20 protein-coding genes are annotated in these 16,010 nt (G+C 62.3%); 16 read left to right on the forward strand and 4 right to left on the reverse strand.

All coding sequences use genetic code 11. The features are described from left to right. Nucleotides 1-23: 23 nt before the first annotated feature. Complete coding sequence (locus ACODTA_RS28370; RefSeq protein WP_066701147.1) at nucleotides 24-332, reverse strand: hypothetical protein; 309 nt, start codon at nucleotides 330-332, stop codon at nucleotides 24-26. A 154-nt stretch (nucleotides 333-486) separates the two neighbouring features. On the opposite strand from ACODTA_RS28370, the gene ACODTA_RS28375 reads away from it, so the two are divergent. Further along, on the forward strand, nucleotides 487-756 hold the full coding sequence (locus ACODTA_RS28375) for a hypothetical protein (RefSeq protein ID WP_066701146.1): 270 nt from the start codon (nucleotides 487-489) through the stop codon (nucleotides 754-756). 15 nt (nucleotides 757-771) lie between these two features. Here ACODTA_RS28375 and ACODTA_RS28380 read toward each other — a convergent pair whose 3' ends face one another. After that, entirely contained in the window at nucleotides 772-2,070 is a 1,299-nt protein-coding gene (locus tag ACODTA_RS28380; RefSeq protein ID WP_066701145.1) for a DUF8535 domain-containing protein, read from the reverse strand. Between the two features lie 642 nt (nucleotides 2,071-2,712). On the opposite strand from ACODTA_RS28380, the gene ACODTA_RS28385 reads away from it, so the two are divergent. Then, nucleotides 2,713-3,162 carry a lytic transglycosylase domain-containing protein gene (locus tag ACODTA_RS28385; protein WP_232037496.1) on the forward strand — a complete coding sequence of 150 codons (450 nt, stop codon included), beginning with the start codon at nucleotides 2,713-2,715 and terminating at the stop codon, nucleotides 3,160-3,162. Here the strand turns inward: ACODTA_RS28385 and ACODTA_RS28390 are convergent. Together ACODTA_RS28390 and ACODTA_RS28395 are read right to left on the reverse strand one after the other, a co-directional pair. Further along, nucleotides 3,159-3,737: a hypothetical protein gene (locus ACODTA_RS28390; RefSeq protein ID WP_066967399.1), complete on the reverse strand. Its 579-nt coding sequence runs from the start codon at nucleotides 3,735-3,737 to the stop codon at nucleotides 3,159-3,161. The genes ACODTA_RS28385 and ACODTA_RS28390 overlap by 4 nt on opposite strands. Before the next feature lie 101 nt (nucleotides 3,738-3,838). Next, a complete protein-coding gene (locus tag ACODTA_RS28395) occupies nucleotides 3,839-4,303 on the reverse strand; it encodes a hypothetical protein (RefSeq protein ID WP_066701144.1) in 465 nt (154 codons plus the stop codon). 377 nt (nucleotides 4,304-4,680) lie between these two features. On the opposite strand from ACODTA_RS28395, the gene ACODTA_RS28400 reads away from it, so the two are divergent. Genes ACODTA_RS28400 through traU form a run of 14 tightly spaced genes read left to right on the forward strand, consistent with a single transcriptional unit; the run spans nucleotide 4,681 to nucleotide 16,009 of the window. Beyond that, nucleotides 4,681-5,001 (forward strand): TrbC/VirB2 family protein, encoded by a 321-nt coding sequence (locus ACODTA_RS28400; RefSeq protein WP_066701143.1) that lies wholly within the window; start codon nucleotides 4,681-4,683, stop codon nucleotides 4,999-5,001. Between the two features lie 58 nt (nucleotides 5,002-5,059). After that, on the forward strand, nucleotides 5,060-5,350 hold the full coding sequence (gene traL / locus ACODTA_RS28405; RefSeq protein WP_066701142.1) for a type IV conjugative transfer system protein TraL: 291 nt from the start codon (nucleotides 5,060-5,062) through the stop codon (nucleotides 5,348-5,350). Nucleotide 5,351: 1 nt separating this feature from the next. Beyond that, complete coding sequence (locus ACODTA_RS28410; RefSeq protein ID WP_066701141.1) at nucleotides 5,352-5,918, forward strand: type IV conjugative transfer system protein TraE; 567 nt, start codon at nucleotides 5,352-5,354, stop codon at nucleotides 5,916-5,918. Continuing rightward, the gene (locus tag ACODTA_RS28415) at nucleotides 5,918-6,727 is read left to right on the forward strand and encodes a type-F conjugative transfer system secretin TraK (RefSeq protein WP_066701140.1); all 810 of its coding nucleotides are present in this window, start codon (nucleotides 5,918-5,920) and stop codon (nucleotides 6,725-6,727) included. The genes ACODTA_RS28410 and ACODTA_RS28415 overlap by 1 nt, the downstream gene beginning before the upstream one ends. 1 nt (nucleotide 6,728) lies before the next feature. Next, on the forward strand, nucleotides 6,729-8,069 hold the full coding sequence (locus tag ACODTA_RS28420; RefSeq protein ID WP_066701139.1) for a TrbI/VirB10 family protein: 1,341 nt from the start codon (nucleotides 6,729-6,731) through the stop codon (nucleotides 8,067-8,069). Further along, complete coding sequence (locus ACODTA_RS28425) at nucleotides 8,056-8,934, forward strand: DsbC family protein (RefSeq protein ID WP_066701138.1); 879 nt, start codon at nucleotides 8,056-8,058, stop codon at nucleotides 8,932-8,934. The genes ACODTA_RS28420 and ACODTA_RS28425 overlap by 14 nt, the downstream gene beginning before the upstream one ends. Further along, on the forward strand, nucleotides 8,931-9,926 hold the full coding sequence (locus tag ACODTA_RS28430; protein WP_066701137.1) for a TraV family lipoprotein: 996 nt from the start codon (nucleotides 8,931-8,933) through the stop codon (nucleotides 9,924-9,926). The genes ACODTA_RS28425 and ACODTA_RS28430 overlap by 4 nt, the downstream gene beginning before the upstream one ends. A 1-nt stretch (nucleotide 9,927) precedes the next feature. Beyond that, nucleotides 9,928-12,519: a type IV secretion system protein TraC gene (gene traC, locus ACODTA_RS28435; protein WP_066701136.1), complete on the forward strand. Its 2,592-nt coding sequence runs from the start codon at nucleotides 9,928-9,930 to the stop codon at nucleotides 12,517-12,519. 5 nt (nucleotides 12,520-12,524) lie between these two features. Further along, nucleotides 12,525-12,884 (forward strand): hypothetical protein, encoded by a 360-nt coding sequence (locus ACODTA_RS28440; protein WP_066701135.1) that lies wholly within the window; start codon nucleotides 12,525-12,527, stop codon nucleotides 12,882-12,884. Beyond that, nucleotides 12,877-13,551, forward strand: coding sequence for a TrbI F-type domain-containing protein (locus ACODTA_RS28445; RefSeq protein WP_066701134.1), 675 nt, complete (start codon nucleotides 12,877-12,879; stop codon nucleotides 13,549-13,551). Before ACODTA_RS28440 ends, ACODTA_RS28445 begins: the two co-directional genes overlap by 8 nt. Next, nucleotides 13,532-14,068 (forward strand): S26 family signal peptidase, encoded by a 537-nt coding sequence (locus ACODTA_RS28450; RefSeq protein ID WP_066701133.1) that lies wholly within the window; start codon nucleotides 13,532-13,534, stop codon nucleotides 14,066-14,068. The genes ACODTA_RS28445 and ACODTA_RS28450 overlap by 20 nt, the downstream gene beginning before the upstream one ends. Beyond that, the gene (gene traW, locus ACODTA_RS28455) at nucleotides 14,065-14,721 is read left to right on the forward strand and encodes a type-F conjugative transfer system protein TraW (RefSeq protein ID WP_066701132.1); all 657 of its coding nucleotides are present in this window, start codon (nucleotides 14,065-14,067) and stop codon (nucleotides 14,719-14,721) included. The genes ACODTA_RS28450 and traW overlap by 4 nt, the downstream gene beginning before the upstream one ends. After that, a complete protein-coding gene (locus tag ACODTA_RS28460) occupies nucleotides 14,721-14,990 on the forward strand; it encodes a hypothetical protein (RefSeq protein WP_066701131.1) in 270 nt (89 codons plus the stop codon). Before traW ends, ACODTA_RS28460 begins: the two co-directional genes overlap by 1 nt. Then, nucleotides 14,990-16,009, forward strand: coding sequence for a conjugal transfer pilus assembly protein TraU (traU, locus tag ACODTA_RS28465; protein ID WP_096367889.1), 1,020 nt, complete (start codon nucleotides 14,990-14,992; stop codon nucleotides 16,007-16,009). The genes ACODTA_RS28460 and traU overlap by 1 nt, the downstream gene beginning before the upstream one ends. The last annotated feature ends 1 nt before the right edge of the window (nucleotide 16,010 follow it).

Raw genomic sequence — 16,010 nt, forward strand, 5'->3', positions numbered from 1 at the left:
ATGCCAAAACCCCCAGCAAACCGTCAGTAGCCGCGGTCCTCACCGGATGCGTACGCATGGCCTAGGATATAGGATGCACCCGTCTCGGAAAAGAATAGTTTGACGCGCTGCTCTTCTGAGGCGGGGGTAGAGGTCAGCACCGCCACGTCAGAATTCTTCCAGAAGGCGTCGACAAAATTTACAAGTTCAGACCAGGCCTTATCACTGTCGTCGTGAACCGTGATGCGCTCTCGCCCACGATAGAGTATCACAAGAACCGATACCTGCATGACACCTTGAAGCTCGCCCTGTGTACCTACCAATTTATGAACTGTCTCCAGGCTGCTGACCATGCTAAGCCCGACGCCGTTCGAGATCGCTGAAAATCGTCTCCAAATTGGAGCAACTTTGCGTGTGTAGTCGATTGATTGCGACTGGTGTAAGTCTCATGGAAACGACGGCCGTGGTCGACTGATACGACCAGAGCGGATGGAAGGGTTGTGAACCGTGGAACATCTTTCGGCCGCGGAGCTTCAGAATTGGATCGCGCTCTATGCCGCTGCGGGGCTTTGCTGCGCCCTTGCTCTTATCATGTCCTTGGGTTTCATCACCGTCGAGCTGTGCCGCGAACGGACATGGGAAACGGTCACCACGCCGAGGAACCTGCTCCGGCTCATCCCTAAAACCTGGTGGAGATGGCAGAAGCTGTACCTGCTTTCGACCCCTGTTACGCTTGCCATCGTGAGTGCATTCGCCATGACATTGTCTTGGCCTTAGGGCTACGCCCTTCCATCAGGATCGGTAGAACGCTTCGACGATCAGGCGCCAGATTTGTTCATCCTCAACGTCCTTCGGCGTGATTGAAAGAACGGGAGCGATCTGTTCAAGGCTCCGGCGAGCAGCCAGCTTCGGGATACGTAGCTCGACGCTCGTCTCCTCTAGAGCTTGCACTATGAATCGTCGAATCTCACCAGTAAGACGCGAGCGCGCTTCGAGGAGGAATTCCGGTCGACAGCTTCCAAGCGGGGTCAGCCGGTCAAAAACTGGCTTCTCAATTGCTAGTTCGATGCCATCTTGCATGAGGCGGTGCCTCGATCGGAGGAGGGCTCTCAACAAGGTCCTATGGAAATTGCTATCGACCGGTATGAACCTCAGACCCGAATAAATCGGTTGGGCGTAGGCTCGCAGTGGCGCATAGCCTTGCGCTTCGGGATATTGGCCGATAACGACAATCACCAGATACGGCCCTGTGATCGAGTTATCCCGCACCGATGGCGACTGGACGCGATTGGCGACTGCGATCGGCTCGGATCCTGCCGGAAAGATCGTCGAGCCTTTGAACGACTTGGCAAAGATCGTGAGAAAGCCTTGGGGTGCATGGCCGCGCGGCCATCGGCGAGATAGCGCTCGGATGCCTGCGAAGGCCCGCCTGCTGTGAAGCGCGTCGCCGTGAGTCCAGAGAACACGATCGAGTTCGATTCCAGGGGCAACTTCGATCCTCGCGGCGGCCGCTGCGAGCAGCTTGAACTCCGCGCCGATGGCACGCTCTGACGGCTCCTGATCGCTGGGGACGGCAATGTTGAGACCGGCATTGGCGATCAGCCTCCAGAGCAGGCGGGCGAGGCGCGGAACGGAAGCACTTCGCGTGCGGTCGTCGCTGGCGTCGTCATCTGGTCGTTGAGCGAGCTTTTCCGGCGCCGGGCGCAGAACCTCGAAATAGCCGACGGGGGGGTCTGCCGGCGTCTGGGCTCTCCGCGTTTCCGTGATGCGGTTCGTGGCTTGGTCCCGAAAGAAGGGACAGGACGAAACGTGTTCGGGCCGGTTTGTGCTTGTGAGCCGCCGCAGGTAATAGGTCTCCGCTTCCGACAGGAACGCGGGTGTCAAAATGGGTGGTGCCTGTTTGGTGCCACGGCAGTTGCAGGCAATCCACTTCGAGCCGATACGCGCCTGCTGCACCAACGTGATGCCGGCCTCTTCGTCATGTCGGGATCCTTCACCGATGTACCAGCGCACGAGAGCCGCCCGAAGGGGGAGCGGAAGGGGGATGCGAGCGGCGTCAAGTCCGTCGCTATGGCGATCAATCAACCACATGGACTAACCTGTCGAAGCGGGTTTCGATCCGATCGTCCCTGAAGCGTTCAGGATTGACAACAATATTCGCCCTGACCTCCACTCCCCATGAGCACGGCTAGGAGGTGCGAAATGAGATCAATCTTGCTCGTGGCGGTCGCCCTATCCGTTGCCTTTCATGGCTCGGAAGCCGGTGCCAGCCAAAAAGGCAGGGAGCGCAGGTCGGTGGAGGTGATCGTGATGGGGACGGAGCCAGCGCCGAGGGGATCTGCTGTCGATGCCACAGCTCCGCGCGCAGAGGATAACGGAGGCAATCGTCAAGTGACGGCTTCCAATTCGCTTCCTACGGCATTTCGGACCCATGACCTGAGCAGGCGTTGGGTCGCCTTTGAGATGGCGAACAGCTTCGCTGCGGCGACAGCGCAAACCGATCCCAATGACCAGGATCCCTTTGCGCATGTAGGAGTCGCGTCAACTGCGCCTCTTCAGTCGCAGGACGCCGTGTCATTCACTTCCCCAATAGCAATCCCAGGTTGGATGCGCGAGGGTGTGGTCTTCTCGAGTGTTCCAACGAGTAGTGCGCCGGGCTGCGCCCCAAGCGGCTATCGACCGGCGAGTTTCCTTGATTCCCGCACCGAATATAGACGATCCGGATACTATGAGATGATGAGCAGCATCGCTTGTGAGTACGGCATTCCGGTCGGCCTCTTCGATGCGATGATCATCCGGGAGAGCGGTTACAAGGCAGGGATCTATTCGCCAAAGAACGCTTTCGGATTGACGCAGCTCATGCCCGGCACGGCCGCCGACCTTGGAGTCAATCGCTACGACGTCGAGCAGAATCTGCGAGGCGGGGCGCGATACCTCCGGCAGCAGCTCGATCGCTTCGGACAGGTCCACCTGGCTCTTGCAGCCTATAATGCCGGACCGAGCCGCGTGAGGGACGGGATGCTGCCGCGGATCGCCGAGACCCAGGCCTATGTCGATAACGTGCTTCTAAATTGGCGACGTTTGGCGGCGCTGCCGCCGCGGGCGACGGTCCAGGTCATGTCGGAGCTCGCTGCCGTGCGGCAGCAGCACAGAGCCCGAAGGGTAACAGTTTTTTCGTACTAGGCGAGAAGCGGATCGAGCAAGTCCGTGGCCATCGTCGACATCCACAAGAGCAGGCTGAGGGTGGAAATCTGAGCGAGTTGTACCCGCCGAGCCATCACGGCACTGACCTCCTTGACTAGCTTCTCAACTACCGCTTGTCGTAGCGGCCCGGCCCACTCCTTGCGTACCTCTGTGCCATCCATCCCTTCGATTTCGTCGAGCGCCGCCACGAGCATCGCCGGGAGGCCTTTGAATAACTCGGCGAGCATCACAAGCGAGGTTTGGAAGCGCTCGTCGAGGAAGAGGGCTGGATCACTGTAGGTCTCGATCGCGATCATGGCTTGCACGATGTTGATGTCCAGGGCGGCCAAAACCTGCTGGAGTTCATACACGAACATCGGCGCGCGCTTAGCGGGATCACTGTGAAGTAGGAGACCGAGACGCGTTTTGCTGATGCCGGTCTTCAGCGCCAGCTTGCGTTGGCCTACATTCTGTTCAGACATTGCTTCGAGGATCAGCGGGATGAAGTCCCACTGCTCGACCCTGGCCGGAACGCAGCCATCGTCGGAAGCTTCGATATGGGCAAGCGATGACAAGTCATGGCCCCCTTTTGCACGCAAGGCCTGAAACGAAACACACAGGCAGTGACTTAGCAAGCCTCTGCATTTTGTGCGCCTGCAGCAAAAGCCAGCAGCAACTATCTTAGCGGGACTATCTTCTCGTTACCCAGTTCTTCGCTGATCGCAGATTTTCGTGGCGGATTATCTGTGCCCTCCAATCCCAGTCGCTCAAGAACGCGCGCAGCTTTCTGGCCGACCACGTAGTGGAAGAGCATGATCGAAAGTGTGTCCCCCAAGCTTATTTCGGACCCAAGCCCCTCAGAGATGAGCTTCTTTACTGCATCCAGGCTGTCGGCACTTGATCTGGTGATGGTCAGATCGATTCGAATGTCGCCTGTTGTAGGGATCGCCGACAGATGCTCCCGGATTGTTTCAGGTGCATGGTCCTCCAGCGCACACGGCAACCCGATCCGATCGGAAACCAGATTTCCGAGGGTCTGATAGCACCTGGTTTCGTTCGAACGCAGGCGCAGGCTCTCCGTCGTCAAATTGAAGAAATGCTCCGATATGTCGAGCGCGAGGGTGCACTGATCTCCTGTCATGGCACCTGCACCTGGCTATCCTCCATCCTTAGCTGTGGTTCGATAACGTAGACACGATTAAGCCGGGCTGACGGGATCCCCCCGAATCCGGTTAGCGATTCTAACTTCGCCCGTCATTGATCGCAATTAGAGGCGCGGACGCCGAATCAAAAATTCGTCTGCCCCGAGAAATGGGGCGGCGTGCCCCAGATAGTGGGGCGAGCTGCCCCGCATGCCGGGGCGCGCCGCCCCGGCCATCGGGGCAGGGTCCGATCAGACTCACATAAAATTCGTTTGCGAGACCGTGCCGTCGGGAACTGCGTTGCCGCCGATCGCTCGCCGGGACCACCCTTCAATTGGGCGCGGGTCAGTCGCGTTCCGTTTGAAGGGAAACTCTCATGCAGTCTGTCATAAAGTACAGCGGTCGTGCGGAGCTGGCGATCTTCGCTTTGGTCGCACTCGCGTTCGCGCTCCTGCTCTTTGCCGGCCCGGCCCTCGCCGGTGCCGACACGACGTTCGATACGGCGCTCACGAAGTTCACCGACTTCCTCGAAGGGTCGGGCGGCAAGATCATCACCGTCCTGTCGCTCGCGGGCGGCATCGTCGCGTTGGCCTCAGGCCGCTTCTCGATGGGCCAGATCGCCATTCCTGTCGGCGTCGGTGTGGGTGCCGGGACCGGCATTCCGATCGTCACCTCCACCGTCACGGCAACAATCTGAACAGTCCAAGGGTCGGCCGGAATAGCAGATCCGGTCGGCCTGCGGGGAGGGTGGTGATATGGCCGCGGACAAGTACGTCGTTCCGTCTCATCTGGATGATCCCGAGCTAATCGGGCTGTGGACGCTGGATGAGTTCCTAGCGATGGTTTTGCCATTCGTCTGGGGTATCCTGTCTCAGCATATTCTCATTGGCATGTTGCTTGCGGGCGCAGGCTGGTGGGGACTGAAGAAGGCTAAGGCAGGACGGGCGATCTCCTGGCTGCTTCACATGGCCTACTGGCATCTTCCGGCCGGCTTCACCGGCATGAAGGCCACACCGCCCTCCTATCTCCGGCTGATGGCGGGCTGAGATGGAAATCTCCTACACCCACGCTCAAAGCCAGCGGGTCCTGAAGCAGCGCAACCTGCTTGTGATCGTCGCCGGCGTCCTTGGCAGCCTGTGCGCCATCCTCGGTCTTGTGACAGTCACGCGCGACAGGGAGATTGTCCTTCAACCGATCCTGGCATCGCCGTTGGTCGTGAACTCTTCAGGTGTCTCGCGGCAGTATCTCGAGCTGGTCACCCGCGACACCGCGGTGCTGACGCTCGATCGCAGCCCGGCGAATCTCGAATACTGGATGAAGTCGGTACTCGATATCACCGCGCCCAGCGCGCAAGGAAAGATCCGCGCCGACCTGATGAAGATCGTCAACGAGCAGCGCGGCTCGTCGATCGCCCAGTTCTTCACCATCCAGACTATGGAGCTGGATACGAAGAATCTGCGGTCGACCGTCACCGGCGACCTGCACACGATCGTCGGCAACAAGGTCGTCTCCAGCGAGCGCCGCTCCTTCCGCTTCGATTGGCAATATTCCGGACTGTCCCTGAAGCTCGTGGGCTTCGGAATGGTGACGACCGGCAAGGAAAAGGATCAGTGATGTCGGTCTACATCATCGGCAGCGCCGCGACCGGCGCGGTCTTCCTGTCGCGCTATTATTGCATCGTGAGCCGGATGATCGGCGTTGCCCTAGTCGCCGTGAGCTTCTTCCTCATCACCTCCCCGGCTTGGGCGGACCAGACGGTGATGGCAGCCGACGGCAGCCAGGTTGATTGCGCAGCGTCGGCAAAGGATCTCACCAGGATCAGCTTGGTCGAGGACGAGTTTGCGTCGGTCTCGAAGATCTCGACCGGCAATCCGCAGGATGACTTTTCCGTCGTCAACGAACCGGTGCGGGGAGACATCTACCTCTCGGTGCCGGAGGGCTTCGCGCGCCCGGCGCTTTCGTTCTTTGCGACCAGCAAGCGCGGCTACGTCTACAAGATCGTGTGCCGGATCGCCGGCGAGCAGGCCGTGCAGCTCTTCATCTCCAATCCGGCGATCGCGAAGGCCAACGTGGAGGAGAATGGGGCGCCCCAGGCGGTGGTTGCAACCAGCCCGCAGGAAGCGGCGGTCGTCCTCATCCAGGCGATGTATTCAAACAGCGTCGCCGATGGCTACGAGATGCGCCAGCGCACTCTGCGGCCGGTCTATGTCGGCAATCTCAAGGTCCAGATGATCGCTGAATATCGGGGGTCGGAACTGACCGGCCGCGTGCTGCGCATAGAGAATCGCGGCGGGGAAGCCGTCACGCTGACGGAGAGCACGGTCGCGCCGAGCAGTGCGCTCGCCGTGTCGATCGCCGAGCCGAAGCTGGAACCTGGGAAGGTCACCACGGCCTACCTCGTCTCACAAACCGGGAGGCAGTGACATGGCCTGGAATGACTTCCTAAAACGCAATCGTGAGCCGTTGGATGGCAGCGATACTGAGGGCGTCTCGCCCATCTCGGCCGACCTGTCCGCGAACGAAAGCATCCGAAAAAAGCAGCGCATGCTGCTCGCCGGGGTCGCCGGCGTCGGCCTGGTGGCATCGTCCTTCTGGATCTTCGGCGGCGACGAGAAGGCGACCGGTACGAACGACGACGGGACCGCGAAGGTCGAGGTGTCGACCAAGGACATGGTCAACAAGAATCTCAACCAGCAGGAGTGGATGGCGCTCTCCGAAAACCAGATGCAATCGGTCGAGAATCAACTGAAATCGGTCAACGGCCAGCAGCAACGCCTGGACCAGCTTTCGCAGCAGGTCGAACTGCTCAAGGGGGAAAATCAGGCGATGCGGGCGGACGGCTCGCGCGTCCTCTCGGCTTATCAGCAAGAGAATGAGGCGCTGCGCCGACAGGTGGCTTCCGCCCGAACTACGCCGGCGCCAGCGCCCGCGACCGGGCCGGGCGCGATGTACGGGCCCAACGGGACCCAGGCCTATCAGCGTCCGGATGGGCCGAACGCGTCTGCCAATGGTCGCCCGATGCCGATGGGAGGCGCCGCCGAGGTCAAGCTGGTCAGTTTCCAGACCGCAGATGCCGGCAATGCCACGCGCGTCGCTAAGGGAACGACCACCTTCAGCGACAGCATCAACTATCTGCCGCCCAACAGCTTCGCCAGTGCCAAGGTCATAGTCGGCGTTGACGCGAGCGCCGGCGTCAACAGCCAGACCGACCCCTTGCCGGTCGTGCTTCGCGTCACTGGCCCGGCCCGTTCCGTCTATCAGAACGGGCGCCTCCTAACGACCAAGATCGAAGGCTGCCTCGTGAACGGTGCCGCCCGCGGCGAGCTCTCGAGCGAGAAGGTCTACGTCAAACTGCAAAAGATGACGTGCCCGCAGCCTGGCGGGCGCTACGCCGTCTCCGAGGTCAAGGGGTTCATCGCCTTTGGCGGCAAGACAGGGGTGCGCGGCCGAGTGGTCAGCCGGGAAGGCTCGCTTGCCATGCAGGCGTTTCTGGCCGGTCTGGTCAGTGGTGGCGGCAACGCTCTCAACACCGCTTTCAATCAGCCGCTCGCCAGCATCAGCACCGACGGGGAGGGGGGCGTCAACCGCACGCCCAACTTCGGCAGCGTCGGCCTGCGCGCGCTCGGCGGCGGTGCCGCGGAATCGGGCAAGGACGTCTCGAAATATCTGATCGAGCGGGCCGAGCAATATCAGCCCGTGATCGAGATGCCGACCGGCATCGATGTCGAAATCGTTTTCCTGGAGGGTGTCTATGTCCGCAATTGATCGTCTGCGAAAGCTGCGCGCGTTCGCTCGCCCGGCGCCGATTGTAGCGGCCGCTGCCGCGCTCGGCGTTGCCGGAATCGCTCTTGCAGCCGATGTCGCCGGCAAGGATGACGCCAAGGTCAGCCTGCTCCTGAAGACCAGGCTTCCGAAGACGCCGATCAACAAGCTCGATTGCGATAAGATCGACGGGCTGTGCGAAGTCACCTCGGGCGCGAACCTCTTCTACGTCAATCATGGCGCGCGCTATCTGATCATCGGTCGTGTCTACGATATGGAGACGCGCCAAGACCTGACCGCGGCGCGGCTGCTCGAGATCAATCCGGACATGCTGGTGGGCGGGGCCGCCAAGGCGAACGCCGCGGTATCCGATGACGGCGAGGCTGGCGAAATCGCAGCGACGGCGCGCGGTGTCGGCAAGACATCCGCGCCGGTCCGCCCCGTCTCGCTCAACCTGTCTGGGCTTCCGGCCGACGGGGCCATTGTCTGGGGCAACCGGTCGGCCAAACAGAGCATCACCATCTTCACGGACTTCCGTTGCGGTTATTGCAGGGCGCTCGCCAGCGTCTTGCGCGGCATGGATGTGAAGGTGGTCGAGCGTCCGATCTCGGTCCTCGGTAGCCGCGACATCGCCGACCGCGTCTATTGCTCCAAAAACCAGGAACAGGCGCTGCATGCCGCCTATGCCGGTGAGCCATTCAAAGCGCCGGCGAGCTGCGACACCAAGGGGCTCGATGCAAACGAGCGCTTCGCGCGCGAGCATGGGCTTAATGCGACGCCAATCATCGTTCGGGGTGATGGCGCCGTCCTGGAAGGATATCGGCCCAAGGAGTTTCTCGAGGCCTGGCTGCAGGGGACGCGGTCGTGACGGCGCGGCACGCCCTGTCGCTGCGCGGCTGCGCGATCGCCGCTCTGTCCCTGCTTGGCGGGTGCGCCACGTTCGGCAGCAATGTGAAGGGAAGTTTTTCCTGTAAAGCGCCCGATGGCATCTGCGCGCCATCGTCCTCGATCGACGATCGAGCACTCGCGATGATCACCGGAGAGGGCACTGTCGAGCGTTCATCGCCGGCCAGCAGCGGGCCGGCCAGGCAGTCTGCACCCAGATCCTCGCACATCGCCTTTTTAGGACAAGCGCCGGCACCTCAGATCGATGCGCGCCGTACCCAGGAGCGCGTGCTGCGCATTGTCTTTCAGCCATATATCGATGAGCGTGGCCGCCTTCATGAGGTGACGGCAGTCCATGCCGTGGTGCAAAGCGGGGAATGGCAACAACAATTCCTCGTCAATGCAACAGCGATACCGGACCGAGATGCGATTGTCGCTGCTGAGCAGCCGGAATCGCTCGCCGAAGCGGTCGATCGAGCGGAACTGGCAAGCCGAGCGACGGGCGGCGTCGACCCCAATCTACCCGATCCTGCGGCCGTCGCGGCAGCCCGCGCCCGTGCAGCCGACCCGGTCAAAGCGATCAAGGACGATGTTGCGACCCGTCTAGCCCCCAAGGCGGGCCGCACACCGACGCCCCCGGCCACTAACGTCTCCTCCAGGCGCGCGGAATCGCGCAGCGTCGAGGGAGCAGTGCCGGGGGCGCCGACTATCGAAGCGAAGGTGCCGCCGCTCGCAACGGCAGACAAAGCCTCGGCCGGGACCGCCCCGGCGCCGGAGGGCGCAGACAGTGCGACCGCGATCGGCGAAGCAATCACGCGGGTGAGAGGCTCTACCGAATACCAGGCGCGCTCGGCTCAGGCAGCGAGCGACGCGAAGGCAGCAGCTCTGACCGGATCGACGCCGACACCCGAGCCCAAGACGAAGCCCACCGTGCGCGCGGCGAACTTCCCGGCCGCTGCTCCAGAGGAAAATTGAGATGGCGAGCGGCTTCCTCGATGAGTTGCTGTCCGGTATCTTCGGCGACAGCAAGCGACCGGACACCCAGCGGCCGGACCTGGTGGTCCCGATGCTTGCGCATTGGCTCCCTTATCGAAGCTTCGACCCGAAGACCGGTATCTTCTACAATAGCGCCTCGCGCGGCTTCGTGATCGAGGCCGCGCCGCTGGTCGGCGCGGACGAGCGGACGGGTGAGATCCTGGCGCAGTTCCTGTCCGAAGGCATTCCCGCGCCCGGCTGCCTTCAGATTCACCAATGGATGTCGCCGCGCATCGGCGAGCAGCTCTCGAAATGGTATCTGCCCCGCTACTCGGCGCGCGGCGTTTACGAACGGATGGCCAAGCACCGGGTCGACTTCCTGACGGACGGCGTCTGGAATTCGCTTTCAGCCGACGCGCCGTTTTGCCTTCGCCATCATCGGGTCGCGATATCCTACTCGACGCCGGAGTCCTCAAACATCACGATCGAGCAGATCGTATCGCTCATGGACGGGCTGATCTCGGCTCTTCAATCGGTGAACGTATCCGCCCGCAAGATGGACCCGGTCGCGCTCATCGGCTGGATCGACGATATCACGTCGCCGACCACCGCCGCTGGCGACGATGCGGTGAGCTACAACCCTCTCGACCCGATCGCCGATCAGGCGATCCGAAGGGATATCGAGCTGCATATCGAGCCGGACCGCATGTTGCTGCGGACCGAGCGCTTCCGGCCGACCGGAAAAACGCTGAAGGGCGCGCCGGAGATCGGGGAGATCTACCCCGACGTGTTCGATGTGCGCTCCTTCTCGGTGCGCAACCTGCCCACGCGCTGGGCGCCATGGGACGTAACCCGGCTGATCGGCGACATCTTTACCGACAAGCTGCGCATGCCATGCCCCGTATCGACCAACCTGTGCATCGAGTTCCCGGACCCGCAGGCGTCGACCAACAAGGCCAGCTACAAGTTCATGCGAACGACCAGCCTGGCCGATTCCAAATCGTCCCGCTTCCTGCCGCAGCTCCGCGAGCAGTCGCAGGAGTGGCGACACGTCAATGAAGAGATCCGGCAGGGCAGGAAGCTCGTGCGCGTGTTCTTCAGCGTCACGTCGTTCTCGCCGAAAGGGCAGGGCGACAGCAACGAGCGAGTGCTGAAGTCGGTCTACCGTGCGGCGGGCTGGGATCTTCTCGATGACCGCTACCTGCAGGTGATGGGTCTGTTGTGCGCGATGCCCATGACGATGGCCAATGGCCTGTCAAAGGATCTCGAGCGCATGAAGCGGATGCGCACTCTGCTCACGACGACGGCCGCAAATCTCGCGCCGCTGCAGGGGGAATATCTCGGCGGAAGCATTCCCCACCTGCTGCTGATCGGCCGGCGCGGACAGCCCTTCTTCTGGAGCCCCTTCGAGAATGCCGCCGGCAATCACAACGTCGCCGTGTTCGGCAAATCGGGCTCCGGCAAGTCGGTCGCGCTGCAGGAATTATGCGGCTCGCTCTGCGGTGCCGGCGCGCGAGTGGTCGTGATCGACGACGGGCGTTCGTTCGAGCATTCGGCCAAACTTCAGGGCGGCGCCTTTGTCGAGTTCACCATGAGCTCGGGCTTCTGTCTCAATCCCTTCTCGATGATCGACGAGGCCCAGGCCGCCGAAGACGAGGACTATCTCCTCGACTGCATGGCAATGCTGAAGGCCATCATCAATCAGATGTCCCGGCATATCAACCTGCTCGACGACACCGAGCGCGGGCTGATCGACGGTGCCGTGAACCAGGTCTGGGAGGCGCACGGCAGCCGCGGCTCGATCGATCTTGTCATCGAGGCGCTCGAGGCAACCGGAAACGGGCTGGCCGCGAACCTTGCGATCGCGATGCGGCCCTTCTCGTCGGGCGGCACCTACGGCCGCTTCTTTCAGGGCGAGGTCTCGTTCGAACTTTCGGCCCAGCTCACGGTCTTCGAGCTCTCCGATCTGTCTGCCCGTGAGGAGCTGCGCAGCGTCGTCCTGACGGCGATCATGTTCATGTCGCAGCAGATGATGCGCAAGCTGGATCGTTCGATCCCGAAAGCGCTACTCCTCGACGAAGCATGGCAGATGCTCCGCGGCGGGGCGATGGCCGATTTCATCGAGACCTACGCGCGTACCTGCCGGAAATATGGCGCATCGCTGGTCACGGCGACGCAATCGCTGAACGACTATTACAAATCGGCCGGATCGGTCGCGGCGCTCGAAAATTCCGACTGGTTCGTGATCCTCCAGCAAAAGCCGGAGACGATCGCAGACTTCAAGAAGCATGACCGCTTCGAGATGGACGATCACACCGATGCGCTGTTGCGATCCTTGAAGCGCAACGGCTTCGAATATTCGGACATCATGATCAAAGGGCCCGACACCCTCGCTGTCGGCCGCCTGGTCCTCGACCCCTATTCCGCAGCGCTGTTCTCCTCGAGTCCGAAGACTTTTGCGGCGATCGACGCTCTGATCGCCGAGGGCCTCAGCATGGACGAGGCGATCGAGCGGATCGCGTTTCCGAACAATCCCGAAAAGTGGGTCAGCAATCTCGTCCCGGAGGACGAGATCGCGATCGCGGCGGAGTAGCAGGGATGGCGACGCATCCGGTCCCGACCACCGCCCGGCGATACATCGGGTTCACGCGCCATGAATGGCAGACCATGCTTCATTTCCTGCTGCATGGGCTCGGCTTTGTCGCGTCGACGATGCTCATCACCTGGGGCCTCTTCTGCCTCTTCTTCCTCGCGATCGGCGGCTTCTCGTTCGATGGTTTCGTCCATCAGCTCAATAATTTCACGACGCGCTACGTTGCCGCGGACCCGGCGCGCACCGCCGCCTTCCTCAACATGTTCGCGATCGCGCACATGATCCTTTCCACCGCCGTCGTCGCTCTTCGCGCCAATCGCATCCTTCCGCAGCGTGCGGATGAGGGAGTTCCGCCTCATGGCTGACCAACCCCAACTCGACCTTCCTCCCCCTTCCGCGCCTGAGACCCGAGCAGCGAAGCGCAGGGTCGGTTTTGGCGGCTTCACGCGCGTCCAGATGCTGATCCTGTTGCTGCTCGTCGCTGCGATCATCTGGGGAATGTGGGTGACGCGGGCACTGACCCAGTCGAAACAAGACCATATCGTTTCGGCACGGTTGTCGGCGCTGGTCGGCGACTATGTCGAGGCACAGCGCTTCTCAGGCTCGCCGCCCGACCGCGTGCGCGCCGAGATGCAGGCGTTCATGTCCTCGCTCGACAAGGAACTGCAGCGCAGGAGCCAAGACGGCCAGATCGTGCTTGTCGGTGAAGCCGTGCTCACCAAGAACGTGCCGGACATCACCGACAGCCTGAAAATGGCGGTCTTTGCCTCGGGCGTTCCCGAACCCAAGCGTATGTCCGTCGAGGAATTGCAGCGGATGCAGGAGCTCTCGGCTGCCCAATCGGCGCTGGCCGCCTCGCGTGCAGCACCGCTGGCGGCGCCGGGGGCAACCATCGATCCGATGGCTGGCGTCCCCGGCGCCAGCCCTCAGGTGCCCGCGGGCCAGGCTTTTCCGGCCCAGCCAATCCCGCCGCAGATTCCCGGTGCGTCCGTCTCGACGTTCGGAGGACCTGATGGCAACGGCGGCCAATAGGGTGGAAGCCCTGCGTTGGCGTCCCCGCACGCGCATGTGGGGGATGCTGGCGGTGGCCGTCGCCGGGACGCTTGGCTTCGGCGCGATCGGCGAATGGCGTGATGGCCACGCCCTTTTGATCAACACGACGGACTCGCTCCCGAATTGGGCGTTTCTCATCCAGCGCCACAAGCTGCCGGCACGCGGCGACTATGTGTTCTTCGATCCGCCGCCCGGCGAGCTCCTCCGCCGCCATTTCGGCGCGAAGCCACAGATGTTCGGGAAGATCGCCTACGGCGTGCCCGGCGACATCATCAGCCATATCGGCCGGACGGTCGCCGTGAATGGTCACCCGGTCGCGCAGATGAAGCCCTTCACACGCTTCGGCGAGCCGCTGACTCCTGGCGCCACCGGACGGGTGCCGGCCGGATGCTATTTCGCGGCGACGCCTCACAAGGACGGCTTCGACAGCCGTTACGGCGAAATTGGCTTCGTCTGCGGGCGCCAGATCATTGGGACAGGGGAGCCAATCCTATGAGGATGCTTGTCACGAGCTGCGTGTGCGCGGTTGCGGCGCTAGGCGCGGCGCTCGTCTTTCCCCCGATGCGGTCGGAAGCGAAGGATTATGGCCAGGCGGCACAGGCATTTCCGGTGATCGAGCCGGATCTGCTTTCGACGATCGAAGCCCGACTGCGCAGGGCCGAGGCGAGTGGCGAACTCGCGCGCACCAATGAGATGTTTGCCAAGCGCGTCGAGGCGAAGGTTCGGCGTCCTGATCCCGTGGCGGGGATAACCGCGGCGCGAGCGGCCCGAAGCTGGGACTTCGATCCTTCGGTCATGATGGAGCGCGACATTCGCGATCAGAAAGGAAACCTGATCGCCGCGGCCGGCCAGCGTATCAATCCGCTCGACTTCGTCTCGGTCCGACAGGACCTCGTCTTCATCGATGGTGACGACCCCGCGCAGACGGCGTGGGCCATCGAGCATTACTCCGACATCAAGGCCAAGATCATCCTGGTCAATGGCTCGCCGGTCGAGCTGATGACCGCGAAAAAGCGGCGTTTCTATTTCGACCAGGCAGGCAAGCTCACGACCCGGTTCGGCATCGAGCACACACCGGCAATCGTCACCCAGGCCGGCAGGGTGATGCGCGTGTCCGAAGTCGCGCTCAAGCCCGGAAAAACAGGCTGATGCCACCTTGGCTAGACATGCTTCGCACGCCGATGGCGGCCCCCGAGACCGGCGCGCTGCGACGTCTGCGCCTGATTTGGCAGATGCTTTGTCTGATGCTCGGCGCCGCGATTATTGGCCTGCAGCCGCTATCGCTCGCCTTCGGGCGGGCGGCGCCATGCGCGATCGCAGTACTTCTGCTTGCCAATATCTGCACGACCGCCGTCTACCTCGCGCGGAAGCATCGCGCCGACACCTCATTTCTGGAAGCAAGCGGGGAGGAGCAATGATGCATAGCGCGCGATGGGCTCTGCGGCTCCTCCTGACGATGATCGCCGCCTTCATTCTCGCGCCGAGCGCTCAGGCCGCGGGACCGACCTGTCACGGGAAGTTCGTCAACCCGATCACCGATGTCTGTTGGTCGTGCCTCTTCCCGCTGTCGGTGGGCGGCCTCAAGATCTGGCCGAGCGGCCGGCCGGATACAGCCAATCCGGCTTCGCCTATTTGCGCCTGCGGCAGCCCCATTCCTCGGATCGGTATCTCCGTCGGTTTCTGGGAACCAGCGCGCCTCGCGGACGTGACCATGAAGCCTTGGTGCTTTCCGAACCTTGGTGGTATCCGCATCGCACCCGGCTTCGACATCGGACAGGGCTATTTGGCCGGCCCGTCGATGGTGGGCGGCCGCTCCCAGAGCACGGCCAAATGGCACGTCCATTGGTATGTGTACCCGCTCCTCTACTGGATGGAAATCCTGACCGACTTCGTCTGCTTCGAGCAGGCAAGTTTCGATATCGCGTACATGACCGAGATCGACCCGCTCTGGCAGGACGACTCGCTGACAGCACTTATCAACCCGGAAGCCATCGTTTTTGCCAATCCGATCGCCCAGGTTGCCTGCGCCGGAGACTGCATCGCCGGCACCGCCCATTTGCCGCTCGATCCGCTATTCTGGTGCGCTGGCTGCCAGGGCAGCATGTATCCGCTCAATGGAAACGTGCCGTCGTCGATCGGCCACGTTCAGTCCTCGCGGCTCGCGCTGTCGCGCTTTGCGTACAAGATGCACCGCGAGGCGCTGGCGTGGGGAACGATGGGGTCGGCGGGCCTCTGCAAGAAGTACCTCATGCCGATCATGCGGAAGCAGCAATACCGCTTTCAGATGGTCAATCCGATCCCGACCGTGAGCGGTCGCTTCGCTTGCTCCGCGATCGGGGCATCCACCATGCCGCCCGACGCAGGCCGCGCCTATCCCGCCGGTGGCGAGGACATGGGCTACCTGGTCTGGCGCAAACGCAACTGCTGCGTTCTCTAGG

The sequence above is a fragment of the Sphingomonas sp. FG14 genome (assembly GCF_057809675.1).